Raw genomic sequence first — 25305 nt, 5'->3', positions numbered from 1 at the left:
CGCCATCCGCTCGTACTTCATGCCCAAGCGGGTCAAAGCGGCCCGCATCTGAATCCTGCCTCTGTCAAGCAAGGACAGTCGTGCGGTGCTCGTGACGCTTACGCTTGTTCTTCCAGCGCCAGGAAGCGCTCGGCCAACGCGTCGAGCTTGCGCTGCATGCGCTCGATCACCTTCCACTGTTCGGCGATCTGGCCGGACAGTTCCTCGATGGTCTTCTCCTGCTCGGCGGCGCGGATTTCCAGCGTCGTCAGCCGGTCGGTGGGCATGGTCATTTGAAATCCTCGATCAGGCGATTGTGCAGGCTGCGGCCACGTTGGAAATTGACAAGCATGGCGGGATTTGTCGAGAGTGAACCCTGCTCCGGCCAATTGGCACAGACGGGGCGTCATGCTAGGCGTTTGACCAAGCGGTAAAAAAATAACAGTGGGAACAGGCTGCATGGCGCAAGCCGCAATCGAGCTGATCGGCATCGACAAGAGCTTTGGCGCCGTGCGCGCCAACCGCGACATCAATCTGGAAATTGTGCGCGGCACCATCCACGGCATCGTCGGCGAAAACGGCGCCGGCAAGTCGACGCTGATGTCGATCCTCTATGGTTTCTACCAGGCCGACGCCGGCGAAATCCGTGTCGGCGGCCAGCCGGCGTCGATCAAGACGCCCAATGATGCGATCGCGCTCGGTATCGGCATGGTGCATCAGCACTTTATGCTGGTCGATAATTTCTCGGTGCTGGAAAACGTCATTCTCGGCGCCGAAAGCGATGCGCTGCTGAAGAAGAGCATCGCCAAGGCGCGTTCCGAGCTGGAGCGGCTCGAGCGCGAATACGGGCTCGAGGTCGATCCGGACGCGATCATCGAGGAACTGCCGGTCGGCCTGCAGCAGCGCGTCGAAATCCTCAAGGCGCTCTATCGCGGCGCCGAGATCCTGATCCTCGACGAGCCGACGGGCGTGCTCACGCCGGCCGAGGCCGACCATCTGTTCCGCATCCTCAGGCAGCTGAAGGAGCAGGGCAAGACGATAGTGCTGATCACCCATAAGCTGCGCGAGATCATGGCGATCACCGACACGGTCTCGGTGATGCGCCAGGGCACCATGGTTGCGACGCGCGAAACCAGGAGGACCACGGTCGAGGAGCTGGCCGAGCTGATGGTCGGGCGGCGCGTGCTGCTGCGCGTCGAAAAGGGTGAGGCGAAGGCCGGCGGCGTCAAGCTCGCGGTCAAGAACCTGACGGTCAAGGATTCCCGCGGCGTCACCATGGTCGACGACGTCTCCTTCGACGTCCATGCCGGCGAGATCGTCGGCATTGCCGGCGTCGCCGGCAACGGGCAATCCGAACTGCTCGAAGCGATTTCCGGCATCAGGCGCGCCGTGTCGGGCTCGGTCACGTTGGACGGCAAGCCGATCGACCTTACCGGGGCCGCCGATCCCGGCGAGCTGCGCGAGCGCGGCCTTGCCCATGTGCCGGAGGACCGCCATCATGTTGGGCTGGTGCTGGCCTTCGAGGAGAACGAGAATTCAATCCTCGGCTACCAGGACGACGAGCGCTATCTGAAGGGGCCATTCCTCAACATCGACGCGATCCGTAACGATGCCAGGGACAAGATCGTCAAGTACGACATCCGCCCGGCCGACTGCCGTCTCAAGACCGCCAATTTCTCCGGCGGCAATCAGCAGAAGATCGTGCTCGCGCGCGAAATGGAACAAGATCCGGGCGTGCTGATCGTCGGTCAGCCGACGCGCGGCGTCGATGTCGGCGCAATCGAATTCATCCATAAGCGCCTCATCGCCATGCGCGACCAGGGCAAGGCGGTGCTGGTGGTTTCGGTCGAGCTCGATGAGATCCGCTCGCTTTCCGACCGCATCCTGGTGATGTTCGCCGGCCGCATCGTCGGCGAGCGCGGCCCCGAGGCGACCGAGGGCGAGCTTGGCCTGCTGATGGCCGGCGTCGAGCACCGGGAGGCCGCCGAGTGAGCACTCCCTACGCCAAGCTGCCGGCCTGGGCCGACTATGTGCTGATCCCGCTGATCAATCTGTTCGTCGCCTTCGTCGTCGCCGGCTTCGTCGTCATATTGGTCGGCGAGAACCCGCTGCGTGCAGCCGTCATCCTGGTCGAGGGTGCCTTCGGCCGTGGCCAAGGCATCGCGTTCACGCTTTTCTATGCCACCACCTTCATCTTCAGCGGGCTTTCGGTGGCGGTTGCGGCGCATTGCGGCCTGTTCAACATCGGTGGCGAGGGCCAGGGCTATATCGCCGGTCTCGGCATCGGCATCGTTTGCCTGGCCTTCGACAGCGTGCTGCCGTGGTGGCTGACCTTCCCGATTGCCATTGTCGCGGCCGCGACGATGGGCGCGCTGTGGGCGCTGATCCCGGCCTATCTGCAGGCCAAGCGCGGCTCGCACATCGTCATCACCACCATCATGTTCAATTTCATCGCCGCCAGCGTGATGGTCTATGCGCTGGTGGGCATGCTGAAGCCGCCCGGCTCGATGGCGCCGCAGACGCGCACCTTCCTCGAAGGCGCACAATTGCCGAAGCTCAACTGGATCATCGAATTGTTCGGCGCGAAAATTCGTTCGGCGCCGTTCAACGTCAGCTCCCTGCTGGCGCTGGCCATGGCCTTTCTGGTGTGGGTGCTGATCTGGCGCACGAAGCTAGGCTACGAGATGCGCACCTATGGCCACAGCCCAAAAGCGGCGCGCTATGCCGGCATTTCGGAGATACGCATCATCATCATTGCGATGATGATCTCGGGCGCACTGGCCGGCATGATGGCGCTCAACCCGACAATGGGCGACCAGCACAACGTCGCGCTGGAATTCGTTTCGGGCGCCGGTTTCGTCGGCATCGCGGTGGCCCTGATGGGACGCCTGCACCCGGTCGGCATCGTGCTCGCGGCAATTCTGTTCGGCATGCTCTATCAGGGCGGCGCCGAGCTCGCCTTCGAGATGCCGGCGATCAGCCGCGACATGATCGTCATCATCCAGGGCCTAGTCATCCTGTTCGCCGGTGCGCTCGAGCATATGTTCCGGCCCTATGTCCAGGCGCTGTTCGCCTCGCTCAGCCCGAGATCGGTCGGCATGGAAGCGGTCAAGGGGAAGGGTGCCTGAGATGGATTTCTTCAACGCCATCGTACAGGTCCTGGACTCGACCATCCGCCTGTCGGTTCCCTTGCTGCTCGCCTGCCTCGCCGGCCTCTATTCGGAGCGGGCCGGCGTCTTCGACATCGGGCTCGAGGGCAAGATGCTTGTCGGCGCCTTTGCCGGCGCCGCCGCCGCCTCGGTCTTCCACTCCGCTTATCTCGGCCTCGGCATGGCCATCCTCATCTCGGTCGCTTTCGCGCTGATCCATGGCTTTGCCTCGATCACCCATCGCGGCAACCAGATCGTCTCCGGCGTGGCGATCAATTTCATTGCCGCCGGGTCGACGATCATGCTCGGCCAGGCCTGGTTCCAGCAAGGCGGGCGCACGCCGGCGCTGGCCGCCGGCGAACGCTTCGAAGCGATCATCTGGCCGGGCGCGGATGCGCTCAGGGGCGTGCCGATCCTCGGGCCGATCTATTCGGAGCTCATCTCCGGCCATTCCGTGCTGGTCTATCTCGCCTTCCTCGCCGTGCCGTTCACCTGGTGGGTGCTGTTCCGCACCCGCTTCGGGCTCCGCCTGCGCGCCGTCGGCGAGAACCCGGCCGCGGTCGATACCGCCGGCATCTCGGTCGCGTGGCTGCGCTACCGGGCACTGATCTGCACCGGCGTGCTCACCGGCATTGCCGGTGCCTATCTGTCGATGGTGCAGAATGGCGGCTTCGTGAAGGATATGACCGCCGGCAAGGGCTACATCGCGCTGGCCGCGCTGATCTTCGCCAAATGGAAGCCGGTCAACGCTATGTTCGCCTGCCTGCTGTTCGGCTTCCTCGACGCGGCGTCGATCCGCCTGCAAGGCACGCCGCTGCCGCTGATCGGCAAGGTGCCGGTGCAGTTCATGCAGGCGCTGCCCTATGTGCTGACCGTCATCCTGCTTGCCGGCTTCATCGGCAAGGCAATCCCGCCGCGCGCCGGCGGCGTGCCGTATGTCAAGGAACGCTGATCTATCATGGCTCATGATCTGTTCGAAGCGGCGAAAGCCGCCATGGCCAAGGCCTATGCGCCCTATTCGAAATTTCCGGTCGGGGCGGCGCTGCGCACCGAGGACGGCCGTGTCTTTGCCGGCGCCAATGTCGAGATCGCGTCTTACCCGGAGGGCTGGTGCGCCGAAACCACCGCGCTCGGCCATTTCATCATGGGCGGCGGCGGCAAGATCACGGAAGTCGCCGTGATCGCCGAACGCGTGGCAAAATGCTCGCCCTGCGGCGGCTGCCGGCAGCGGCTGGCCGAGTTCTGCCGGCCGGAAACGAAGTTCTATCTCTGCGACGATGGCGGCGTGGTCGAGACCGTGACCATGGGCGAGTTGCTGCCATACGGATTCAAAGGCGATGTGCTGAAATGAAGGAAGCGCTCGATCATCTCGTCGAGAAGCTGGATGGGCTGGCGCCGACCACCGCTTTGGTGCTGGGATCGGGGCTTGGCGGGCTTGTCGACAAAGTCGAGGATGCGGTGCGCATCTCCTACGCCGACTTGCCGGGCTTCCCCAGAAGCGGCGTCAGCGGCCACGCCGGCGAGGCGGTGGCGGGGCTCTTTGCCGGCGCCCCGGTGCTGATGCTGTCCGGCCGCGCGCATTATTACGAGCACGGCAACGCAGCGGCGATGCGGCCGGCACTTGAGGTGCTCGCCGGTCTCGGCATCTCCAAGCTGATCCTCACCAACGCCGCCGGCTCGGTCGATCCCGGGATGGGGCCAGGCTCGGTGATGCTGATCACCGACCACATCAATTTCTCGGGCTCCAACCCGCTGATCGGCGAACCGAGCGACCGCCGTTTCGTCGGCCTGACCGAAGCCTACGACGCCGGCCTACGCGCGGCGATCGAGCAGGCGGCGAAGGCCACCGGTACCGCGCTGCACAAAGGCGTCTACATGTGGTTCTCCGGCCCATGCTTCGAGACGCCCGCCGAGATCCGCATGGCGCGTGTCATGGGTGCCAACGCGGTCGGCATGTCGACGGTGCCGGAGGTCATTCTCGCCCGCTTCCTCGGCCTGCGCGTCGCCGCCTGTTCGGTCGTCACCAACCTTGCCGCCGGCATGACCGGAGCCGAGCTGTCGCACCAGGAGACCAAGGACATGGCGCCAGTCGGCGGCGCGCGGCTGGCGACCATTCTGCAGCGTGTTTTTCAGGACGGGTTTCCGGAGCACAAGGTCGACGCCTGATGCTTCCCCAGGAAATCATCCGCCGCAAGCGCGACGGTCAAAAACTGTCGGCTGAGGAGATGGCGGTCTTCATCGAGGGCCTGACCGCCGGCACCGTCACCGACGCGCAGGTCGGCGCCTTCGCCATGGCGGTGTTCTTCAACGGCATGAGCCGCGACGAGGCGGTGGCCTTGACAATGGCGATGCGCGATTCCGGCGATGTGCTCGACTGGTCGGATCTGCCCGGCCCGGTCACCGACAAGCATTCGACGGGCGGGGTCGGCGACAATGTCTCCTTGATGCTGGCGCCGATCGTCGCTGCCTGCGGCGCCTATGTGCCGATGATTTCCGGCAGGGGCCTTGGCCACACCGGCGGCACGCTCGACAAGATGGATGCCATCCCCGGCTACATCAGCCAGCCGGATGTTGCGCGCTTCCGCAAGACGGTGCTCGAAACCGGCTGCGCCATCATCGGCCAGACCGCCGATCTCGCACCCGCCGATGCCAGGCTCTACGCCATCCGCGATGTGACGGGAACGGTGGAATCGGTACCGCTGATCACCGCCTCGATCCTGTCGAAGAAGCTGGCGGCCGGCCTCAATTCGCTGGTGCTCGACGTCAAGGTCGGCAACGGCGCCTTCATGGAGAAATCGCGCGACGCAACCGCGCTGGCCAACAGCCTGGTCGACGTCGCCAACGGCGCCGGCCTGAAGGCCTCGGCGCTGGTCACCGGCATGAACGAACCGCTGGCGTCCGCCGCCGGCAACGCGGTCGAGGTTCGCAATGCCGTCGACTTTCTCACCGGCCGCTTCCGCGACCGGCGGCTGGAGGACGTGACGCTGGCGCTGGCCGCCGAGATGCTGCAATCGGCAGGCTTGGTGTCGTCCAACCAGGACGGCCTGCGCCGCGCCGCCGAGACGCTGGCCGGCGGCCGCGCCGCTTCCATCTTCGCGCGCATGGTGGCGGCACTGGGTGGTCCCGTCGACTTTGTCGACAATCCGGAAAAATATTTGCCGAAAGCGGCAACGGAATTCGCGGTCAAGGCGAGCGCGAACGGCTTTGTCACCGGCATCGCGACCCGCGAGATCGGGCTTGCCGTGGTCGGGCTTGGCGGCGGGCGGACGCGGCCCGACGACAGGATCGATTACGCCGTCGGCATCACCAGGCTGTTGCCGGTCGGCGCTGAAGTGCGGGCCGGCGAAGCGCTGGCGCTGGTCCATGCCCGCAATACCGGGGATGCCGAAGCGGCCGCGGCCGCCGTGCTTTCGGCCTATACCATCGGGGCTTCCAAACCGGCCACGGAGAAAACCGTCATCCGGCGGATCCTGCCGCGCGGGTAGAGCCATTCCGATGGTATCGGATGGGCTCTATTTTTCTTTGGACCACGATCTTGTCCGAAAACCGGTCCCCACTTTTCGCTGACGCGGAGCTGCGGTTCGAGATCACCGTCTACTGAACCAGCAGAAGCGTGCCGTCTTCGACCTGGTATTTTTCGAGCCGCTGAAGAAAGCTCATGCCGATCAGATTGGTGTGCAGCGCCTTGTCGTCGAGCACGACGGCCTGGACGCCCTCGACGGTGATCTTGCCGATCTGCAGGCGGTCGATCGTCACCACGGCGGCCTTGATCGCGCCGTTGGCGGTGTTGACCTGATGGCTGAAGTCCGACGAATTCAGCGAAATGCCGATCCTGCGCGCGGTCGAGCTGTTCAAGGCGACGAGCGTCGCGCCGGTGTCGATCATGCCGTCGACCTGACGGCCGTTCAATTTGAAGGCCGACATGAAATGCCCGCGCGCGTCCGCGGTGACGACGACCTTGCGGCCGAGCGGCTGCGGCGTTGCCGGCCTGTCCGGAACGGCGGCAAGGTTCAGGTCGGTTTGTGTGTCCGCCGGCTTGGCCCCGATGGCGGATTTCAACAGGCGCTCGATCACCTGTGGATTCGACTGATAGACGATCGGAAGCGATGCCGACGTTCCGGCAAACACGCCAAGGATGAGAAGCTTGCGCAGCATGGACCGGCCTTTGTGATTGCCGATCCTTAGTCCGACATAGTGATTGCCGCTTTAACGAATGCGGAAACCAGCCGTTTGCGTAAACAATCGGTAAACGGCGCATGATCCTCTCCGGAACGCAGTCGGTTCTGGAAAGGATAAGGCGCAGATTAGAAGCGTTGGAGCGTCCTTTGCGCGTCCAATCGGACGCGGCGCTCTAAACTATTTGGTTCCGTACATGCGGTCGCCGGCATCGCCGAGGCCCGGCATGATATAGCCCTTCTCGTTGAGCTGGCGGTCGATGGAGGCGGTGAAGACGGGGACGTCCGGATGCGCCTGGATGAACCGCTCGAGGCCCTCTGGTGCCGCCAAAAGGCAAAGGAAGCGGATGTTGGTGGCGCCTCGGCCTTTCAGCTTGTCGATCGCCGCGATCGCCGAATTGGCGGTGGCCAGCATCGGATCGACGACGATCACCAGCCGGTCGGCGAGGTCGCCCGGCGCCTTGAAGAAATATTCGACCGCCTCCAGCGTCTCGTGGTCGCGGTAGAGCCCGATATGGGCGACACGCGCCGCCGGCACCAGATCGAGCAGCCCCTCGAGCAAGCCGTTGCCGGCGCGCAGCACCGAGGCGAAGACCAGCTTCTTGCCCTCCAGCGTCGGCGCCTCCATCGTCTCGATCGGCGTCTCGATCGTCGTTGTGGTCAGTTCGAGGTTGCGGGTGACCTCGTAGCCGAGCAGCAGCGAGATCTCGCGCAGCAGCCGCCGGAAGCCGGCCGTCGAGGTTTCCTTCTTGCGCATGATGGTCAGCTTGTGCTGGACAAGCGGATGGTCGACGACGGTGACGCCCTTCATGGTGCTCTCCAACTGCGCAGGTGAATAGTGAATAGTGAATAGTGAATAGGTTTGCGAGTCCTGGTTGAGCGGAAAACTCGCGGTTGACGGGCCGAAGCGCCGGGTGAACCATTCACCATTCACCTGCCCTTGACGTCGAGCCTGCCCAGCAGCGCCGCCCTCGTCTTCCTGTCGACGAAGGCTGCATCGATGGCCGTCCTGGTGACGGCGGTGAGCGCCTTGTCGTCCATCGCAAAATGCTCGGCGGCGATGTCGTATTCACGCTTCAGCGACGTCCAGAAATAGGGCGGGTCGTCGGAGTTGAGCGTTACTTTGCAGCTCGCCGCTTTCAGTGCGGGAAAGGGATGGTCGGCGAAACTGTCAAAGATTTTTAGGGCGATGTTGGAGCCGGGGCAGCATTCGAGCACGACGCCTTCGTCGGCGATGCGCCGGACGAGATCGGGGTTTTCGATGGCGCGCACGCCATGGCCGATGCGAGACGGGCGGATGTGGTCGAGTGCCGCCTCGACGCTCTCCCAGCCCATCAATTCGCCGGCATGGACAGTTATGCCGAGGCCGGCCTCGCGGGCGATTTCGAAGGCCCGGACATAGTCTTCCAGATCGCCTATCCGCTCGTCGCCGGCGACGCCGAAGCCGGTGACCAGCGGATGCCCGCTGCGGGCGGCGAAACGCGCCGCCCGCTCGATCGATTCGACACCGAAATTGCGCACGCCAGTGACGATCATGCGGCCTTCGATGCCGGTCTTCGCCTTCGCGCGGGCCATGCCTTCGCCGAGCGCGTCGGTATAGGCCTTCGGGGACAGCCCGGCCTTGCTGGCATGGTCGGGCGAGGTGAAAACCTCGGAATAGATGGCGCCGTCGCGGGCGAGGCTGGTCAGGTAGTGATCGGCCAGCCGCGCATAGTCTTCTTCGGTGCGGAACAGGTCGGAGGAGAAGTCGTAGGCCGCGAGGAACGAGGTGAAATCGTGCCAGACGAAGGAGCCGTTCTGGATGTAGGGCGAGGCATCCTTGCCGTATTTCTCAGCCTGGCGGAGGACGAGTTCAGGCGCCGCTGCCCCTTCGATGTGGCAGTGCAGTTCTGCTTTCAAAGGCATTCAATTATCCCGTCAGAAGCGCGGCCGAACACCGCGCCTTAAACAATAGCGCCCACACCATCGATCGGCTATGGTCCCGCCGATTTTATGGCGGATCAAAACGATGTCGGTTGAAAGAACCACGGCTGCGGGCGGCATGGAAACCTCCTATGGTTTCAGGCGGGTAGGGTCAGGCGACAAGCAGTCCCTGGTCAATGATGTTTTCCACAAGGTGGCGAACCGCTACGACCTGATGAACGACCTGATGTCGGCCGGGTTGCATCGGTTGTGGAAGGACGCCATGGTCGCCTGGCTCAATCCACCGAAGCGGCCGGGCTGGAGCGTTCTCGATGTTGCCGGCGGCACCGGCGACGTCGCCTTCCGCATCGTTGAGGCGAGCGGCAGGCACGCCCAGGCAACGGTTCTCGATATCAACGGCTCGATGCTCGCCGTCGGCCGCGACCGGGCCGAGAAAAAGGGCCTGTCGGCAAATACTGATTTCCTCGAAGCCAATGCCGAGGAACTGCCTTTTGCCGACGCTACTTTCGATGCCTACACCATTGCTTTCGGCATCCGCAACGTGCCGCGCATCGATGTGGCGCTTGCCGAAGCCTATCGCGTGCTGAAGCCCGGCGGACGCTTTCTCTGCCTTGAATTCTCCGAGGTCGACATGCCGCTGCTCGACAAGGTCTATGAGGCATGGTCGTTCAACGCGATCCCCAGGATCGGCAAGGCGGTGACCGGCGACGGCGAGCCCTATTCCTATCTCGTCGAATCGATCCGCAAATTTGCCAATCAGCAGAATTTCGCAGCGATGATTTCCCGCGCCGGCTTCGACCGCGCCTCGTTCCGCAACTACTCCGGCGGCATCGCCGCGCTCCATTCGGGCTGGAAGCTTTGAGGCAACGCCAGCCATGAGCAGCATCGGCGCTGGTTTAAGGCTCGTTCGGGCCGGCTGGGTGCTGGTCCGCGAGGGCGTCATCGCGGCGTTACCCGGCGACGAGCTCTCCGGTCTGCCGAGATTCGGCTGGCGGATGGCCCGGCTGTTCACCCGCCGCCGCGCGCTTGCCTATGAGCGCGGCGACCGGCTGGCCAAGGCGGTCGTGCGGCTCGGCCCATCCTACGTCAAGCTTGGCCAGTTCCTGGCGACGCGGCCGGACGTCGTCGGCAACGATATAGCGCTTGATCTCGCCATGCTGCAGGACAAGATGCAGACGTTTCCGAAGGCCGAGGCCGTTGCCGCGGTAGAAGCCTCGCTCGGACGCAAGGTCGGCGAGCTCTATGTCGGTTTCGGCGAGGCGGTCGCCGCCGCCTCGATCGCCCAGGTCCATACCGCCGAAACCCTGCAGGACGGCGTCGTTACCCGGGTGGCGGTGAAGGTCATCCGGCCGGGCGTGCGCCGCCGCTTCTTTCGCGATCTCGAGAGCTATTTCCTCGCCGCCCGGCTGCAGGAAAAATACATCCCGTCGTCGCGCCGGCTGCGGCCGGTCGAGGTGACCGAGACACTCGCCCAGACCACCAAGATCGAAATGGACCTGAGGCTGGAGGCGGCAGCTTTTTCGGAGCTCGGCGAAAACACCAAGGACGATCCCGGCTTTCGCGTGCCGTCGGTCGACTGGGAGCGCACCGGTCGCGACGTGCTGACCATGGAATGGGTCGACGGCATCAAGATGAACGATATTGCCGGCCTCGCTGCCGCCGGCCATGATCTGAAGGCGATCGCCGCCAATCTGGTCCAGTCGTTCCTGCGCCATACGCTGCGTGACGGGTTCTTCCATGCCGACATGCATCCGGGGAACCTGTTCGTCGAGGCCGACGGCACCATCGTTGCAGTCGATCTCGGCATTGCCGGCCGGCTCGGCAGGAAGGAGCGCCGGTTCCTCGCTGAAATCCTCTACGGCTTCATCACCCGCGACTATCTGCGCGTGGCCGAGGTGCATTTCGAGGCCGGCTACGTGCCGCGCCAGCACAATGTCGCGGCGTTCGCCCAGGCGATCCGGGCGATCGGCGAGCCGATCCACGGCCAGCCGGCCGAGACCATCTCGATGGCCAAGCTGTTGACGCTTCTGTTCGAGGTGACCGACCTGTTCGACATGGCGACGCGATCCGAGCTAGTGCTGCTGCAGAAAACCATGGTCGTTGTCGAGGGCGTCGCCCGCACGCTCGACCCGGCCTTCAACATGTGGAAGACGTCGGAACCGGTGGTCAGCGGCTGGATTGCCCGCAATCTCGGCCCGCGCGCCCTGCTGGCCGACGCGCGCGACGGCGCCAGCGCGCTGCTGGCGCTGGCCCGTCAGGCGCCGGACCTCGCAGCCCGTACCGAGCGGCTGTCGCGTGAGATCGACCTGATGGCCGAAAACGGCCTGCGCTTCGACGAGGGGACGGCGGACGCGATCGGCAAGGCCGAGGCGCGCCACACCCGCTCCGGCCGGTTGGCGCTGTGGGTGATCGCTCTGACGATGGTGTATATTGCCTGGCGTATATTCTAGCGCTTGTTCCAAAGTGATTGCATTGCTATCGTTGCTTTCACCGATTTCGGGCAAAGTGCAATCAGATGGCCAGCATCACGATCCGCAACCTTGATGACGAGGTCAAGGACCTGCTGCGCCGACTTGCGGCGGAGAATGGCCGGTCGATGGAAGACCAGGCGCGGGTGATGATCCGCGCAGCGGTCGAAGGTCAGCTCGGTCCGGTCGGCCGCATCGACCAGATCGAGAAAACACTGCGCGAGCTGACGAGTTCGCAAAGTCCGGCAACGCCGATGGTTGCCGTCTCCAGCGTGCGAGGCATCCTCTCCGGCAAGCGCATCCTGCTAATCATCGGCGGCGGCATCGCCGCCTACAAGGCGCTCGACCTGATCCGCCGGCTGCGCGAACGCGGCGCTGCGGTGCGCGTGGTGATGACCGCCGCGGCGCAGGAATTCGTCACCGCGCTGTCGGCCGGAGCACTGTCCGCCGACCATGTCTTCACCGGACTCTTCGACCGGCAGGACGAGCACGATATCGGCCACATCAGATTGTCGCGCGAGGCCGCTCTTGTGGTCGTGGCACCCGCCACCGCCGACCTGATGGCAAAGCTCGCCAATGGCCATGCCAACGACCTTGCCTCGACCGTCCTCATAGCCACCGACAAACCGGTGCTGATGGCGCCGGCGATGAACCCGAAAATGTGGTCGCATCCGGCGGTCCGCCGCAACCGTGCGACGCTGAGCAAGGACGGCGTCGGATTCGTCGGCCCGGCGAAGGGCGAGATGGCCGAAAGCAACGAAGCGGGCGAGGGCCGCATGGCCGAGCCGCTGGAGATCGTCGCCGCGATCGAGGCGCTGCTCGACAGCCGGCCAAAGCCGCTGGCGGGCAGGAAGATCATCGTCACCTCCGGGCCGACGCATGAACCGATCGATCCGGTCCGCTATATCGCCAATCGCTCGTCGGGCAAGCAGGGCCATGCGATCGCGGCGGCGCTGGCGAAGCTTGGCGCCGACGTTCGCCTCGTCTCCGGCCCGGTCGGCATTGCCGATCCGGCCGGCGTCGCTACGCTGCACGTCGAAACCGCCGTCGAGATGAAGGACGCGGTCGAGCAGTTGCTGCCGGCCGACGCGGCGGTGTTCGTCGCCGCTGTCGCCGACTGGCGCATTCAAAGTTCAGCCGGGGAAAAGATCAAGAAGGTGGCCGGCGAGGGGCCGCCGGCGCTGCAGATGCTGGAAAATCCTGATATCCTTGCCGGTGTCGGGCATCACAAAAAGCGGCCGATGCTGGTGGTCGGTTTCGCTGCGGAGACACAGGATCTGGTCAGGAATGCCGAGGCCAAGCTTGCGAGAAAGGGTGCCGATCTCATCGTCGCCAATGACGTCTCGCATGAACGCGGTTCCCCCGGCGTGATGGGTGGCGATCGCAACAAGGTGCGGATCGTTTCGAAATCCGGTGTCGAAGAATGGCCCGAGATGAGCAAGGACGAAGTAGCTGCGCGCCTTGCGGCATTGATCACCGAGCGGCTGAAGACGGTTGTGGTTTAGCGATCTCCCCCCTCGTGGGGAGATGCCAAGTGGTGGCAAAGAGGGCAGGCCAGAGGGGGGCGCTGTCCCGCCGACGTTTCGAAGGATCGTCTGCCGCCGCGCTCGAAACAAACAGGATCCCGGGAATCTGCGCGCTCGTATCGGGTAGCTTAAGTCCACGTTTGGCGATCCGTCGCGCCCCCCTCTGCCCTGCCGGGCATCTCCCCCACGAGGGGGGAGATCGGCAGCTTCGCCGCCCCGGAAATCCTGAGCGCGGCAAGGCACCCCAGGATGCCGAGCGGTATGAAGGCGAGGAAGAGCCAGGCGGCGACATTTGCCGCGGCCTCGCGGTTCAGGCCCTCGGAAAAGCCGCTGGCGTTGGCGACGATGCCGGTCAGCGCCGCACCCACGGCATAGCCGATGCGCTGCATGGTCGGCACGGCGGCCGAGGCGATCGTCTGCTCGCCCTCCCGCGCCGATGCCACGATGACGCGCGTGACGAACGGCCAGGCAATGCCGAAGCCGCCGCCTTGCAACAGGGCACAAAGCAGGATCAACGGGATCGAGCCAGCCGGAACCGTATAGGCGAAACCGGCGACGCCTGTGGCGATCATCAGCGCACCGCCGACGATGATCAGCCGCTCGCGTTCCGGCGGCGCATTGGCGACGAGGATCGACAGGATCGACCAGGCGATCGGTTCGGCGGCGATGATATAGCCGGTGGTCAGGATCGGAATGCCGTGCAGGCTGGTCAGGAGCAGCGGTCCGTAGACGGTAAAGGAGCAGGTCGCCACCGAGAACGCCGCGACCATGGTCATGCCCGCGCCGACCGGCGAGCGCCACGAGAACAGCCGCGACGGGAACAGGCGCGAGCGTGGCTTCAGCGCGTCGATATAGATGAACAGCATCAGGCCGATCAGGCCGAGGGTGAGCAGCAGCGACGAGCGCAGCAGGGCGATGTCGACGCCGGCGGTGGCAATCAGCACGACGCTGACGGCGAGGCAGCCAAGGGCCGCAAACGGGAAGGGCGGCGCCGAGCCGCTGGCCGCCTGTGGCCTTGTCGCCTCCGGCGTGTCGAGCACGATGAAGCTTGCCAGCGCCATGGCCGCGCCGCCGAGGGTGAAGACGCCGAAGGCCCAGCGCCAGGACGAGAATTCGGTCATGGCCGCGCCGAGCACCGGCCCGCTGAAGGCAGCGACGCCCCAGATCGCCGACATGACGCCGAAGAGCTGCGGCCAGATCGCGCGGGCAAACAGCCGCTCGACCGAGACGAAGGCCAGCGACACCAGTGCACCGCCGCCGAGCCCTTCGATCAGACGGCCGGCGAGGAACAGCGGCATCGAAGGCGCGGTGGCGCAGACCAGCGCACCGGCGGCATAGAGCAGGGCGGCGACCATCATGTTGGTGCGCAGCGCGACATAGCTCACCAGCCGTCCCGCCGCAGCACCGGCGACGATGGCGCCGAGCTCGTAGATTGCGAGCGACCAGCCGACCAACTGCACGCCGGCGAGTTCGCCGACCATGGCCGGCATGACCGTTGCCACCATCGTCTCGTTGGTGGCGTGCAGCAGGATGCCGAGGCTGATGAAGCAGAAGCGCGCCAGGTCGCCGCTCGCCCACAACGCGCGCCAGTCGACCTTGTTCGTGCCGGTCTTGGTCACCCCGTCCTCCCGAATTTCCCATAGCCCAAAATGTTGGAGCGTTCTTCGCGTCCAATGACGCGTGCCGCGGTATCGGGAGGGCTTGTAGAACCTCAACCGTAGTTGAGTTCAAGCGGTTTTTATTCGCCGTTGGTAGCGGATCCAAAAATCATGCGGGTGAGACGCAAGCAAAACTGGGCTGCTGCACTCCTCAGCCACCGTAACGGTATGGATCCTAGGGCGGAGCAGGAGCGGAGCGACGTCGCGGAGACCCTGGGATGCCGTGACTTCCTGAGCGCTGCAACTTTGAACATCAGGGCAGCACATCCTCTGCGGAGTGGGCTTGCCGGAATCCATGGGCTTTCGGCTTCGGCAGCTATTCGCAGGCCGCTTCACCTGAATATCAGCACACCTACGCTGCCCCCGCCGCGCGCGGAGCCACGCTATGCCGCCTATTTGAACGAGTGGATCAGGTCCAGCGAGGTGACGGCGACTGCCAGGTTGACGCCGGTCTGTGCCTGGACGCTGAGCGGCTGCAGCGAAAAGGCGCTGCCGAGGCCGCCGACCAGGAGATTGGCGCCGCCGCCGGTGACCACGCTGGCCTCGGCATTCACGCCATAGTAGGCGCCGGCAAGATCGCCTTCATCGTGGTTGCGGGTTGCCGCCAGAACCGCCCATACCAGCTGGCCTTGATGCGTCCGGCCGACATCGACGCCGAGCTTGGAAATCACCCCGGTATAGACTTCGGAAGGGCCGCCACGATGCGGACGAAAGACACAGGAAACACCCTTGTTGGAGGTGACCAGATAGGCCGTGCCGCCGTCGATGGTGCAGTCGAGCACGCCGAGCTGAAGCTTGCCGGGGCTGGCGGGAGCGGCAAGAACCGTCGTGGCGAGAGCGGCGGCACAGGCGAGTTGCTTGATCATGGGAAGGTCCTTTCGAAACTGCTTTGAACAACGGCTGAGCACGCCGAGCGTTCCGCCGAAACCTTGGCGCCAACAAGGCAAGGGTAAACGCAGGGTTGTCGAAGTGCGGAAACGGACGCCCGATAAACCGGCCCGGTCAGCCGGCGCTGGTGCGGGCCAGACCGTCCTTGGCCGGTTGGTAGGTCGGATTGAGGTGCACTGCCTCGCGGTAGGATTTCGAGGCCCTGACCTTGTCGCCGCGCCGCTCGTAGATCAGCGCCTGGTTGGACCAGGCCTCGGCGTTCTTGCCGTCGAGCTTGATCGCCATGTTGAAGTCGGCGAAGGCATTGTCCTCGTCGTTCATGGCAAGGTAGGAGAGGCCGCGTCCGTTGTAGGGCTCGGAGGCGTCCGGCGCCAACGAAATGGCTGTCGAGAAATCCTCGATGGCAAAGGCGTGCTGGCCCTGACTCTGATAGATCAGGCCGCGATTGTGATAGGCGCGCGCGTCGGTCGTGTCGAGCTGGATCGCCTTCTGGAAATCGTTGAACGCGTCCTGGACCCGGCCGGCCCTGCGGTAGAGATTGCCGCGGCCGATATAGGCGGCGTCATAGTTGGAATTGATCTGGATCGAGCGGTTGTAGTCGGCGAGCGCGCTCGCCTGGTCACCAAGGAAGCGCTGGATGAGCGCGCGGTTCGAATAGGCCTGGTAGAAATTCGGATTGAGCTGGATGGCGGTGTTGAAGTCCTTCAGCGCCGCCTGGTACTGGCCGCCGCGGCCATAGGCCGAACCGCGCACATTGTAGGCTTCCGGATCCTGGGGGTTGCGCTGGATCACCGCCGACAGCGAGGAGATGTTCTCGCTCGAGCCTTGCGCCTTGTCGATGTTGTTGAACTCGCCGGTAGGAACCGTCTGGCAGCCGGCAAGCGCCAACCCGGAAAGCAGGGCTGCCGTCAGGACGAAGCCGCGCCACGCGGTTCTGCGCTCTACGGTGATTGCGTCCATGTCTGCCCTGTCCTCACTGCGCCGTCAGGTCCGTTCCCCCTCCGAACCGGCATCTCTCCGCACCGGCCGTCTCGACCGGGTCGAACTCAAAACAAAAAGGTGGCGGCGATTCCGCATCGCGCCACCTTGGATATCCTTGGAAAAGGACGAAAAATTGGCGTCAGAACCGCGGCGGACGCGGAGCACCGGCAGCACCGGCTGCGACCGGACGCGGCGTCATCGGCAGCAGGCCTTCGCGCTGGGCGCGCTTGCGGGCCAGCTTGCGGGCGCGGCGCACGGCTTCCGCCTTCTCGCGGGCGCGCTTCTCGGAAGGCTTCTCGTAATGTCCGCGCATCTTCATTTCGCGGAAGATGCCTTCGCGCTGCATCTTTTTCTTGAGCGCGCGAAGCGCCTGATCAACATTGTTGTCGCGGACGAGTACCTGCACGGGCAATCCTGTCTTTCGGGTTTGAAATCAACAGGCAAGCGGCCATAGCCACAAGCCTCCGCGGCGCGTTACACCACGAATTGGGGCGGCTGATAGCAGAATCAGGGCGCTCTGTCCACAGCCGATTGAGAGGCGGTGCCGACCCTGAAACGAAAAACCCGCCTCGGCGGCGGGTCGTCGGTGTGAATCAGCGCTATACGCAAATTACTAGCATAGCTGCCGGCACAAAGCAAGAACAAAATTCGTCTTGGGTCAGATAGGCGCCGCTACGCCGTGGCCAGGTGCAGCTGCTCGAAACCCTCGAAGAACTCGCCGTAGTCGCAGGTTATTTCCTCGCCGGCGGCGATGTCGCGGATCGCGGTGGCTCCGCCATATTGTGAAAAATCGGTGTTCGGCTTGTCGGCATGGTTCATGAAGCGGCCATTGTCGACCTCATAGACTATGAAGCCCGGCCGGTCCGGACTGGGATAGGCATATCTATCGAGCAATTCCCTGAGATGCGGCGGCGCCGTCTCATATTTTTCCATCGGGATCAGCCGGTCGAGGTCCAGATCGAGCCGCCAGATCGGCGTCCCTTTCCGGACCGGCTCGGCGGCGAACACGCCGACGCCTTCGATTGCGCTCGCGGCGATATAAGTCCTGATCAGCAGCATGTTTCCAACCCGTCTTCGAGGAGAAGACGGAATCGTCAAATCGCCGGAAAAATCAAGAGCCGGTTCGCGACATTTCGGCCGGCGGGCATGCGTTGTGCCCGCCGAACCCTCACGTCCGGGTGATCGAGACGCCGCCGTCGGCAAACAGCGCCGTTCCGGTGGTAAAGCTCGACGCATCCGAAGCCAGATAGAGCGCGGACCGAGCGATCTCTTCGGGCTGCGCCATACGCTTCAGGGCATGAATGCCTTCGACGAAAGCCCTGGCCTCCGGCGTGGTCGTCGTCGCGCCCGGCGTGTCGGTGCCGCCGGGCAACAGCGCATTGACGCGCAGCCCTCGCGGTCCGAATTCAGCGGCCAGAACCTGCGTCAATCCAATGAGGCCGGCCTTGGCCGCGGCATAGGCCGCCATGCCCGGCATGCCGGCGGTTCGGCCGACGAAGCTGGAGGTGAAGATCAGTGAGCCGCCACCGCGCTCCAGCATCGCTGGAATCTGGTATTTGGCGCCGAGGAAGGCGCTAGTCAGGTTGGTGTCCATCGTCTCATGCCATGTCGTCGGCAACATGTCGGGAACCGGACCCATCAAACCCACGGCTCCGGCATTGTTGAAGGCGATATCGAGCCCACCGAACCTCTCCAGCGCCAGATCGACAAGTCCTTTCGAATAGGCCTCTTCGGTGACGTCGCCGGCAAGTGCTGCGGCCATCCCGCCGGCCCCGAGGATTTCATCAACGAGGATGTCGAGCTCCGCGTGGCGGCGGGCTGCGACGACGAGCTTGGCGCCTTGCTCGGCAAAGAGCTTTGCGGTGGCGCGGCCGATGCCGGAACTGGCGCCAGTGACGATGGCGATCTTGTTGGCAAGTGCGAGCATTTTTTGCATCCTTTTTTCGCGCCGGCTCTTGCCGGCAATCGGGATGCTTGGTCGCAAATCGGGGCGGTGCGAGCCACCCGATACCTGCGCTCCCTCGATGGTGCTTCTTGACGTCCGCTGGCCACCAGGCTACGGCTCGTCATCCAAAACTCGCGGGTGGACGCGCCACCCATTTGCAATGACCCCCCAAGACATGATGAGCAAGTTGCTGGAGCCCGGCTTCGAGGGCGACGGTGAGTTGACGTGGGCTCTTCGTTCGGAATTTGCCAAAGGCTTTCCGGTAGAAAATCTCCGACCGTTGCTGGTCTCCAGCAATGCCCGGACACAAGCTGCAGCGGTGTTCATAGCGGTCGAAATAGGTTCCAGGCTCCTGAGCTTCAGGCTGAACTGTGTTGTTGCAGAGATAGCCGAACTGCTCGACAGTAAAGAGTCGCGCACCCGGTTCGATGCCATCGAGGCGCTCGGGCGCTGCACCACGCCAGCCGATGGCGCCATTCTCGGTCGCGTGATGCTGCGGCTGGATGACGAACATGCCGGCGTTCGATGGAAGGTCGTTGAGTTCATCTGCATTGCGGAGCGCTGGCAGCTACGGCTCGCGGTGGAAAATGCCGCCGCGTTGCGTCCGGACTCGGCTTTTGGGGCGTTGGTCAACGCTTACGGCCAGCATTTCATGCCGAGCTCCAGGGACCTGCCGAGGTTGCTCAACCACCCGGATGCACTTTTACGGCGCTTTGCAGCCGCAGTGGCTATAAGGCCGCGCGATGTGATCGTCGAGCGCTTCGTGGCCATGGCGGAGCAGTCGGACGATGCGGAAGTTCGTAAAATCGCCGCCGATTGCCGTCAAGGTTATTTGCGGCCGACCTATGCAATCGGGCCGTCAATCTTGAAGCGTGCGTCGTCTGAAACGTCGAAAGGCGAAACTCAGAACAACGGCCGTTGAAGGCACGGCGCAAAACGGCAAGCGCCGTCGCAAACAGTGCAAGGCTGGCAGCGTCGTTTCGCTAGTGATACAGCTCGCGCGCCGGAGCTTGAGTGGGATGCCCGGCCGCCATTTGCGAGGCCTGCGACGTTGAAGAAATACTCGGTATTCGCCATCGCCCGCGAGGCCATGCGCGGCCATAAGGGTTGGGAGGAACAATGGTCCTCGCCGGAGCCGAAGAAGGAGTACGACGTCGTCATCGTCGGCGCCGGCGGCCACGGCCTAGCCACCGCCTATTATCTCGCCACCGTACACGGCATCACCAACGTAGCGGTATTGGAAAAAGGCTGGCTCGGCGGCGGCAATACCGGCCGCAACACAACCATCATCCGCTCAAACTATCTCTATGACGAGAGCGCCGGCATCTACGACCACGCGCTGAAGCTGTGGGACGGGCTCAGCCAGGAGCTCAACTACAACGTCATGTATTCGCCGCGCGGCGTCATGATGCTCGCCCACAACATCCACGACATCCAGGTCTTGAAACGCCACGTCCATGCCAACCGGTTGAACGGCATCGACAATGAATGGCTGACGCCGGAGCAGGCCAAGGAATTTTGCCCGCCGCTCAACATTTCGCCCGATGCGCGCTATCCGGTGATGGGCGCCTCCCTGCAACGCCGCGGCGGCACGGCGCGGCACGATGCGGTCGCCTGGGGCTATGCGCGCGGCGCCTCGGCGCGCGGCATCCACATCATCCAGAATTGCGAGGTCACCGGCGTCAAGCGCGCGCCGAACGGCGCGGTCAGCGGCGTCGAGACGACGCGCGGCTTCATCGGCGCCAAGAAGGTCGGCGTTGTGGCCGCCGGCCACTCTTCAGTGATCATGAACATGGCCGGCGTGCGCATGCCGCTGGAAAGCTATCCGCTGCAGGCGCTGGTGTCGGAGCCGGTCAAGCCGGTGGTGCCTTGTGTGGTCATGTCGAACACGGTGCATGCCTATATCTCGCAGTCCGACAAGGGCGAGCTGGTCATCGGCGCCGGCACCGACCAGTATGTCTCCTATTCGCAGACCGGCGGGCTGCACATTTTGCAGCATACGCTGGACGCCATCTGCGAGATGTTCCCGATCTTCACCCGCATGAAGATGCTGCGCTCCTGGGGCGGCATCGTCGACGTGACGCCCGACCGTTCGCCGATCCTGGCCAAGACGCCGGTGCCCGGCCTCTATGTCAATTGCGGCTGGGGTACCGGCGGCTTCAAGGCGACGCCGGGCTCGGGCCATGTCTTTGCCCACACCATCGCTAGGGACGATCCGCACCCGATCAACGCGCCCTTCACGATCGAGCGTTTCCGCACCGGCCGCCTCATCGACGAGGCGGCGGCGGCAGCGGTGGCGCACTGAAGGCCGCAATGACGCGCAAGACTCACACCATGCTTTTCGGATTGGCCCTCGTGGGCGTCACGGTGCTCTTCATGCTGTTGGTGGTCAGGGAGATTTTGGTTCGAATAGTCGGGTATGAGGCTAACGGGGTCGATCCCGTCATGTTGGCCATGTTTGTAGTTGTGGGCGTACCTACTTTTTTCTGCGTGTGGGCGTTTGCCATACCGAAAATACTCAAAAACGCGTTTCTGAATATCGGTTCCCCAAGAACCTTCTCTGGACCACGAACGCAAGCTGATGTCGATCGAGCCAAAGTGAATTTGCGCGCGGTAGGATTGCTCGTCGAAGACCGCCCTGCCGAAGAAAATGTTGTGACCAATCGTGGCAGACATGACGGCTCTGCACATGATGGGTCGACCAAATCCAAGAAAGTCGATTGATGCTTCTCATCCGCTGCCCCTATTGCGAGGAAGAGCGTCCGGAACTCGAATTCCGCAACGCCGGCGAGGCGCATATTGCGCGTTCCCCCAACATCGCCGGCGAGACTGACGACGACTTCGAAAAGTTCTTTTTCATCCGCTCAAACCCCAAGGGCATCATCTATGAGCGCTGGCGGCACATGCATGGCTGCGCGCGGTTCTTCAATGCCGTGCGCGACACCGTCAGCGACAGGTTCCTGATGACCTACAAGGCCGGCGAGCCGAAGCCCGCGAAGCTGCCGGGAGCCACCAAATGAGCGCCACGTTCCGCATTGCCGGCGCCGGGCGGCTCAAACAGGCAAAGATGGCTGGCTTCAGCTTCGACGGCCGTCCCTATACCGGCATCGAGGGCGACACGCTGGCCTCGGCACTGCTTGCCAATGGCGTCCATCTCGTCGGCCGCTCGTTCAAGTACCACCGGCCGCGCGGCTTCCTGTCGGCCGGCGCGGAAGAGCCGAATGCGCTGGTCGAAATCAAGCGCGATTCCGCCAGGAAGACACCAAATGTCCGCGCCACGGTGCAGGAGCTTTACGACGGGCTGACGGCACAGTCGCAGAACCGCTGGCCGTCGCTCGCTTTCGATATCGGTGCGGTCAGCAACATCGCCTCGCCGATGCTTTCGGCCGGCTTCTACTACAAGACCTTCATGTGGCCGAAGGCGGCGTGGAAAAACCTCTACGAGCCCAAGATCCGGGCCGCCGCCGGCCTTGGCGTCGCCCCCGACCAGCCGGACCCCGACCATTATTCGGCGCGCTTCGCCCATTGCGATGTGCTGGTGCTTGGCGGCGGTGCCGCGGGCATAGCCGCGGCATTGGCCGCGGCCGAGACCGGCGCGCGCGTCATCCTTGCCGACGAGCAGGCGGAATTCGGCGGCAGCCTGCGGTTCGAGAGCGGTGCCAGGATCGACGGCCAGGACGGTTTTGCCTGGGCGCAATCGGCAGTGGCCAAGCTCAAGGCCATGGACAATGTTCGCGTGCTGCCGCGCGCCACCGCTTTCGGCTATTACGCGCAGAATTTCGTCGGGCTGGTCGAGCGCGTCAGCGACCATCTGCAGAACCCCGGCCGCGACCTGCCGCGCGAGCGGCTGTGGCAGGTTCGCGCCAGGCGCGTCGTGCTGGCGACCGGCGCCATCGAGCGGCACATGGTGTTTGCCGACAACGACCGCCCTGGCATCATGCTGGCATCGGCGGCGCGCGCCTATCTCAACCATTATGGCGTCGCCGTCGGCAGGAATGTCGGGGTCTATACGGCGAACGATTCCGCCTATGCGGCGGCGATCGACCTGAAGAAGGCCGGTCTCAATGTGGCGGCCATCGTCGATCTGCGCGACAACCCGACCGGGCCGGTGATCGACGAGGCAAGGGCGCTCGGCATCGAGATCAATTTCGGCCGTGCGGTGATCCGCGCCGGCGGCAAATTGCGGGTGTCGTCGATGACGGTGCAGCCGAAGAACGGCGGCGGCGAGCGCACCATCCCGGTGGACGCGATCCTGATGTCGGCCGGCTGGACGCCGTCGGTGCATCTGTTCTCGCAATCGCGCGGCAAGGTTGCCTTCAACGACGAGACCAAGCGCTTCGTGCCCGGCATCTATGCGCAGGATTGTGTCTCGGTCGGCGCCTGCAACGGCACTGACGGCCTGTCGGCGACCATCGACGAGGCCTACGCCGCCGGCGCCAAGGCGGCCAAGGATGCCGGTAGCAAGCCAGCCAAGAGCACCAAGCCGAAGGTCGATGCCGGCGAAAGCTGGTCGCGCGGCATGCTGGGTGCTGCGCCAGGTGCCGGAGCGGACACAACGGTGAAGGCGTTCGTCGATTTCCAGAACGACGTGACCGCCAAGGACATCCGCCAGGCGGTGCATGAGGGCATGCGCTCGATCGAGCACGTCAAACGCTTCACCACCAACGGCATGGCGACCGACCAGGGCAAGACCTCCAATATGCACGGCCTGGCGATTGCCGCCGATACGCTGGGCAAGCCGATCCCGCAGGTCGGCTTGACGACGTTCCGCGCGCCCTACACGCCGGTAACATTCGGCTCGATCGTCGGCCACGCGCGGGGTCCACTGTTCGACCCGACCCGCAAGACGGCGATCCATCCCTGGGCAGAGCGCCAAGGCGCGGTGTTCGAGGATGTCGGCCAGTGGAAGCGCGCCTGGTATTTTCCGAAGGCTGGCGAGGACATACATGCCGCCGTCGATCGCGAATGCGTCACGGTGCGCAAGACGGCCGGCCTGTTCGATGCCTCGACGCTGGGCAAGATCGAGGTGGTCGGGCCGGATGCGGCCAAATTCATGGAACTTCTCTACACCAATCCGTGGGAGAAGCTCGAGCCCGGCCGCTGCCGCTACGGCATCATGCTGCGCGAGGACGGTTTCATCTATGACGACGGTGTCGTCGGCAGGCTGGCGCCGGACCGTTTTCATGTGACAACGACGACCGGCGGTGCGCCGCGCGTCATGAACCATATGGAGGATTACCTCCAGACCGAGTTTCCGCATCTCAACGTCTGGCTGACCTCGATCACCGAGCAATGGGCGGTGATTGCCGTTCAGGGACCGAGCGCGCGGAAGATCATAGAACCCTTGGTCGAGGGCATCGACATGTCGGACGAGGCGCTGCCGCACATGTCTGTCCGCGAAGGCAAGATCTGCGGCGTGCCGACAAGGCTGTTCCGCATGTCGTTCAGCGGCGAGCGCGGCTTCGAGGTCAATGTGCCGGTCGATTACGGCGAGGCGGTCTGGGAAGCGCTATGGGTCGAGGGCCAGAAACACGGCGCTTGTGCCTACGGCACCGAGTCGATGCATGTGCTGCGCGCCGAAAAGGGCTACATCATCGTCGGCCAGGACACCGACGGCACCGTGACGCCGAACGATGCCGGGCTCGACTGGGCGGTCGGCAAGAAGAAGACCGACTTCGTCGGCATTCGCGGCATGGCGCGGCCGGACCTGGTCGCCAAAGGCCGCAAGCAGCTCGTCGGACTGAAGACCAGGGACCCGAAAGTGGTGCTGGAAGAGGGCGCCCAAATCGTCGATGACCCCAAGCAGGCGATCCCGATGAAGATGATCGGTCATGTCACTTCGAGCTACTGGTCGGAAAATTGCGGCCGCTCCATCGCGCTGGCGCTGGTCGCCGGCGGCCGCGACCGCATGGGCGAGACGCTCTACGTACCGATGCCGAACGGGGTGGTCGAGGTGGAGGTCACCGGCATGGTGTTCTTCGACGAGAAGGGGGAGCGCCTCAATGGCTAAGGCCGCTTTGAAAACTGCCGCCGCCGGGCCGTCGGTCGAACGCCGTCCGGCTCTCGCCGGCCAATCGCTTTCCGCCACCGGTGTCACACTTGCCGTGCGGCCGCCGGCCGAGCGCATTTCGCTGCGCGCGCCGGACGCCTCGATCGCGGCACTCTCGAAAGCACTCGGCGTCGCCCTGCCGCAAAGGCCGAAAACCTCGGCGGCAAAGGCTGGACGCACGGCCTTGTGGCTCGGGCCGGACGAATGGCTGGTCATCGACGAGAGCGGCAAAGATCCGCTCGCCGATTGCGCCAAGATTTCCGTACCGCATTCGGCGGTCGGCATCTCGCATCGCAATGTCGCCGTATCGGTCACTGGTCCGGCTGCTGCTGCGACGATCAATGCCGGCTGCCCGCAGGATTTGTCGCTCGACGCCTTTCCGGTCGGGGCGGCGTCGCGCACCATTCTTGGCAAGGTCGAGATCGTGCTGTTGCGCACTGCGGCCGACGCGTTCCGCGTCGAATGCTGGCGTTCCTTCTCCGACTATGTCTTTACTTTTCTGTCGGAGGCAGCGCGCGACGCGGCAGCATAGGAATGTTCGCCGCGCCTGACCGTTCTGCGACA

The 25305-nt window shown here is 64.2% G+C and carries 25 protein-coding genes; 15 read left to right on the top strand and 10 right to left on the bottom strand.

Features of this window, described 5'->3' with window-relative positions; all coding sequences use genetic code 11:
- Positions 1-98: 98 nt before the first annotated feature.
- Entirely contained in the window at positions 99-272 is a 174-nt protein-coding gene (locus tag NKJ94_RS10295; RefSeq protein ID WP_352524695.1) for a SlyX family protein, read from the bottom strand.
- Between the two features lie 166 nt (positions 273-438).
- Here NKJ94_RS10295 and NKJ94_RS10290 point away from each other — a divergent pair, with 166 nt between their 5' ends.
- Genes NKJ94_RS10290 through deoA form a run of 6 tightly spaced genes read left to right on the top strand, consistent with a single transcriptional unit; the run spans position 439 to position 6613 of the window.
- Positions 439-1971, top strand: coding sequence for an ABC transporter ATP-binding protein (locus NKJ94_RS10290; protein ID WP_352524694.1), 1533 nt, complete (start codon positions 439-441; stop codon positions 1969-1971).
- Complete coding sequence (locus NKJ94_RS10285) at positions 1968-3107, top strand: ABC transporter permease (RefSeq protein ID WP_352524693.1); 1140 nt, start codon at positions 1968-1970, stop codon at positions 3105-3107. The genes NKJ94_RS10290 and NKJ94_RS10285 overlap by 4 nt, the downstream gene beginning before the upstream one ends.
- A 1-nt stretch (position 3108) precedes the next feature.
- The gene (locus NKJ94_RS10280; RefSeq protein ID WP_352509889.1) at positions 3109-4080 is read left to right on the top strand and encodes an ABC transporter permease; all 972 of its coding nucleotides are present in this window, start codon (positions 3109-3111) and stop codon (positions 4078-4080) included.
- A 6-nt stretch (positions 4081-4086) separates the two neighbouring features.
- Complete coding sequence (gene cdd, locus NKJ94_RS10275; protein WP_352524692.1) at positions 4087-4479, top strand: cytidine deaminase; 393 nt, start codon at positions 4087-4089, stop codon at positions 4477-4479.
- The gene (locus tag NKJ94_RS10270) at positions 4476-5294 is read left to right on the top strand and encodes a purine-nucleoside phosphorylase (protein ID WP_352524691.1); all 819 of its coding nucleotides are present in this window, start codon (positions 4476-4478) and stop codon (positions 5292-5294) included. The genes cdd and NKJ94_RS10270 overlap by 4 nt, the downstream gene beginning before the upstream one ends.
- Entirely contained in the window at positions 5294-6613 is a 1320-nt protein-coding gene (gene deoA, locus NKJ94_RS10265; protein ID WP_352524690.1) for a thymidine phosphorylase, read from the top strand. Before NKJ94_RS10270 ends, deoA begins: the two co-directional genes overlap by 1 nt.
- A 109-nt stretch (positions 6614-6722) precedes the next feature.
- Here deoA and NKJ94_RS10260 read toward each other — a convergent pair whose 3' ends face one another.
- The 3 genes from NKJ94_RS10260 to NKJ94_RS10250 all read right to left on the bottom strand — a co-directional run bounded on the left by NKJ94_RS10260 (position 6723) and on the right by NKJ94_RS10250 (position 9208).
- Complete coding sequence (locus NKJ94_RS10260; protein WP_352524689.1) at positions 6723-7283, bottom strand: TIGR02281 family clan AA aspartic protease; 561 nt, start codon at positions 7281-7283, stop codon at positions 6723-6725.
- A 201-nt stretch (positions 7284-7484) separates the two neighbouring features.
- Positions 7485-8114, bottom strand: a complete 630-nt coding sequence (gene upp, locus NKJ94_RS10255; RefSeq protein ID WP_352524688.1) for a uracil phosphoribosyltransferase — start codon at positions 8112-8114, stop codon at positions 7485-7487.
- A 119-nt stretch (positions 8115-8233) separates the two neighbouring features.
- Complete coding sequence (locus NKJ94_RS10250) at positions 8234-9208, bottom strand: adenosine deaminase (protein ID WP_352524687.1); 975 nt, start codon at positions 9206-9208, stop codon at positions 8234-8236.
- 103 nt (positions 9209-9311) lie between these two features.
- Between NKJ94_RS10250 and ubiE the strand changes: the two genes are divergently transcribed.
- From ubiE to coaBC, 3 genes are all read left to right on the top strand, one after another.
- Entirely contained in the window at positions 9312-10088 is a 777-nt protein-coding gene (gene ubiE / locus NKJ94_RS10245) for a bifunctional demethylmenaquinone methyltransferase/2-methoxy-6-polyprenyl-1,4-benzoquinol methylase UbiE (RefSeq protein ID WP_352524686.1), read from the top strand.
- Positions 10089-10101: 13 nt separating this feature from the next.
- The gene (ubiB, locus tag NKJ94_RS10240; RefSeq protein ID WP_352524685.1) at positions 10102-11676 is read left to right on the top strand and encodes a 2-polyprenylphenol 6-hydroxylase; all 1575 of its coding nucleotides are present in this window, start codon (positions 10102-10104) and stop codon (positions 11674-11676) included.
- Positions 11677-11741: 65 nt separating this feature from the next.
- On the top strand, positions 11742-13199 hold the full coding sequence (coaBC, locus tag NKJ94_RS10235; protein WP_352524684.1) for a bifunctional phosphopantothenoylcysteine decarboxylase/phosphopantothenate--cysteine ligase CoaBC: 1458 nt from the start codon (positions 11742-11744) through the stop codon (positions 13197-13199).
- Positions 13200-13348: 149 nt separating this feature from the next.
- Here coaBC and NKJ94_RS10230 read toward each other — a convergent pair whose 3' ends face one another.
- From NKJ94_RS10230 to NKJ94_RS10205, 6 genes are all read right to left on the bottom strand, one after another.
- Positions 13349-14839 carry an MFS transporter gene (locus NKJ94_RS10230; RefSeq protein WP_352524683.1) on the bottom strand — a complete coding sequence of 497 codons (1491 nt, stop codon included), beginning with the start codon at positions 14837-14839 and terminating at the stop codon, positions 13349-13351.
- A 431-nt stretch (positions 14840-15270) separates the two neighbouring features.
- Positions 15271-15744 (bottom strand): DUF992 domain-containing protein, encoded by a 474-nt coding sequence (locus tag NKJ94_RS10225; protein WP_352524682.1) that lies wholly within the window; start codon positions 15742-15744, stop codon positions 15271-15273.
- A gap of 136 nt (positions 15745-15880) precedes the next feature.
- The gene (locus tag NKJ94_RS10220; RefSeq protein ID WP_352524681.1) at positions 15881-16726 is read right to left on the bottom strand and encodes a tetratricopeptide repeat protein; all 846 of its coding nucleotides are present in this window, start codon (positions 16724-16726) and stop codon (positions 15881-15883) included.
- 160 nt (positions 16727-16886) lie between these two features.
- Positions 16887-17153 carry a 30S ribosomal protein S21 gene (gene rpsU / locus NKJ94_RS10215; RefSeq protein WP_023797519.1) on the bottom strand — a complete coding sequence of 89 codons (267 nt, stop codon included), beginning with the start codon at positions 17151-17153 and terminating at the stop codon, positions 16887-16889.
- Between the two features lie 266 nt (positions 17154-17419).
- Positions 17420-17806, bottom strand: a complete 387-nt coding sequence (locus NKJ94_RS10210) for an SET domain-containing protein (RefSeq protein WP_352524680.1) — start codon at positions 17804-17806, stop codon at positions 17420-17422.
- Positions 17807-17915: 109 nt separating this feature from the next.
- Positions 17916-18674: an SDR family oxidoreductase gene (locus tag NKJ94_RS10205; protein ID WP_352524678.1), complete on the bottom strand. Its 759-nt coding sequence runs from the start codon at positions 18672-18674 to the stop codon at positions 17916-17918.
- Between the two features lie 193 nt (positions 18675-18867).
- Here NKJ94_RS10205 and NKJ94_RS10200 point away from each other — a divergent pair, with 193 nt between their 5' ends.
- The 6 genes from NKJ94_RS10200 (at position 18868) to NKJ94_RS10175 (ending at position 25273) form a co-directional block, all read left to right on the top strand.
- Positions 18868-19614 carry a HEAT repeat domain-containing protein gene (locus NKJ94_RS10200; RefSeq protein ID WP_352524677.1) on the top strand — a complete coding sequence of 249 codons (747 nt, stop codon included), beginning with the start codon at positions 18868-18870 and terminating at the stop codon, positions 19612-19614.
- Positions 19615-19743: 129 nt separating this feature from the next.
- Positions 19744-20997 (top strand): sarcosine oxidase subunit beta, encoded by a 1254-nt coding sequence (locus NKJ94_RS10195; RefSeq protein ID WP_352524675.1) that lies wholly within the window; start codon positions 19744-19746, stop codon positions 20995-20997.
- A gap of 8 nt (positions 20998-21005) precedes the next feature.
- Positions 21006-21416, top strand: a complete 411-nt coding sequence (locus tag NKJ94_RS10190; RefSeq protein ID WP_352524673.1) for a hypothetical protein — start codon at positions 21006-21008, stop codon at positions 21414-21416.
- Positions 21416-21712: a sarcosine oxidase subunit delta gene (locus NKJ94_RS10185; RefSeq protein ID WP_352524709.1), complete on the top strand. Its 297-nt coding sequence runs from the start codon at positions 21416-21418 to the stop codon at positions 21710-21712. Before NKJ94_RS10190 ends, NKJ94_RS10185 begins: the two co-directional genes overlap by 1 nt.
- Positions 21709-24702: a sarcosine oxidase subunit alpha gene (locus NKJ94_RS10180; RefSeq protein ID WP_352524672.1), complete on the top strand. Its 2994-nt coding sequence runs from the start codon at positions 21709-21711 to the stop codon at positions 24700-24702. Before NKJ94_RS10185 ends, NKJ94_RS10180 begins: the two co-directional genes overlap by 4 nt.
- Entirely contained in the window at positions 24695-25273 is a 579-nt protein-coding gene (locus NKJ94_RS10175; protein WP_352524671.1) for a sarcosine oxidase subunit gamma, read from the top strand. Before NKJ94_RS10180 ends, NKJ94_RS10175 begins: the two co-directional genes overlap by 8 nt.
- Positions 25274-25305 lie beyond the last annotated feature (32 nt).

Source organism: Mesorhizobium sp. M0060, assembly GCF_040323155.1.
Taxonomy (GTDB): domain Bacteria; phylum Pseudomonadota; class Alphaproteobacteria; order Rhizobiales; family Rhizobiaceae; genus Mesorhizobium.
Note: the sequence above shows the minus strand (reverse complement) of the source record. Positions and strands in the feature narration are given on the sequence as shown.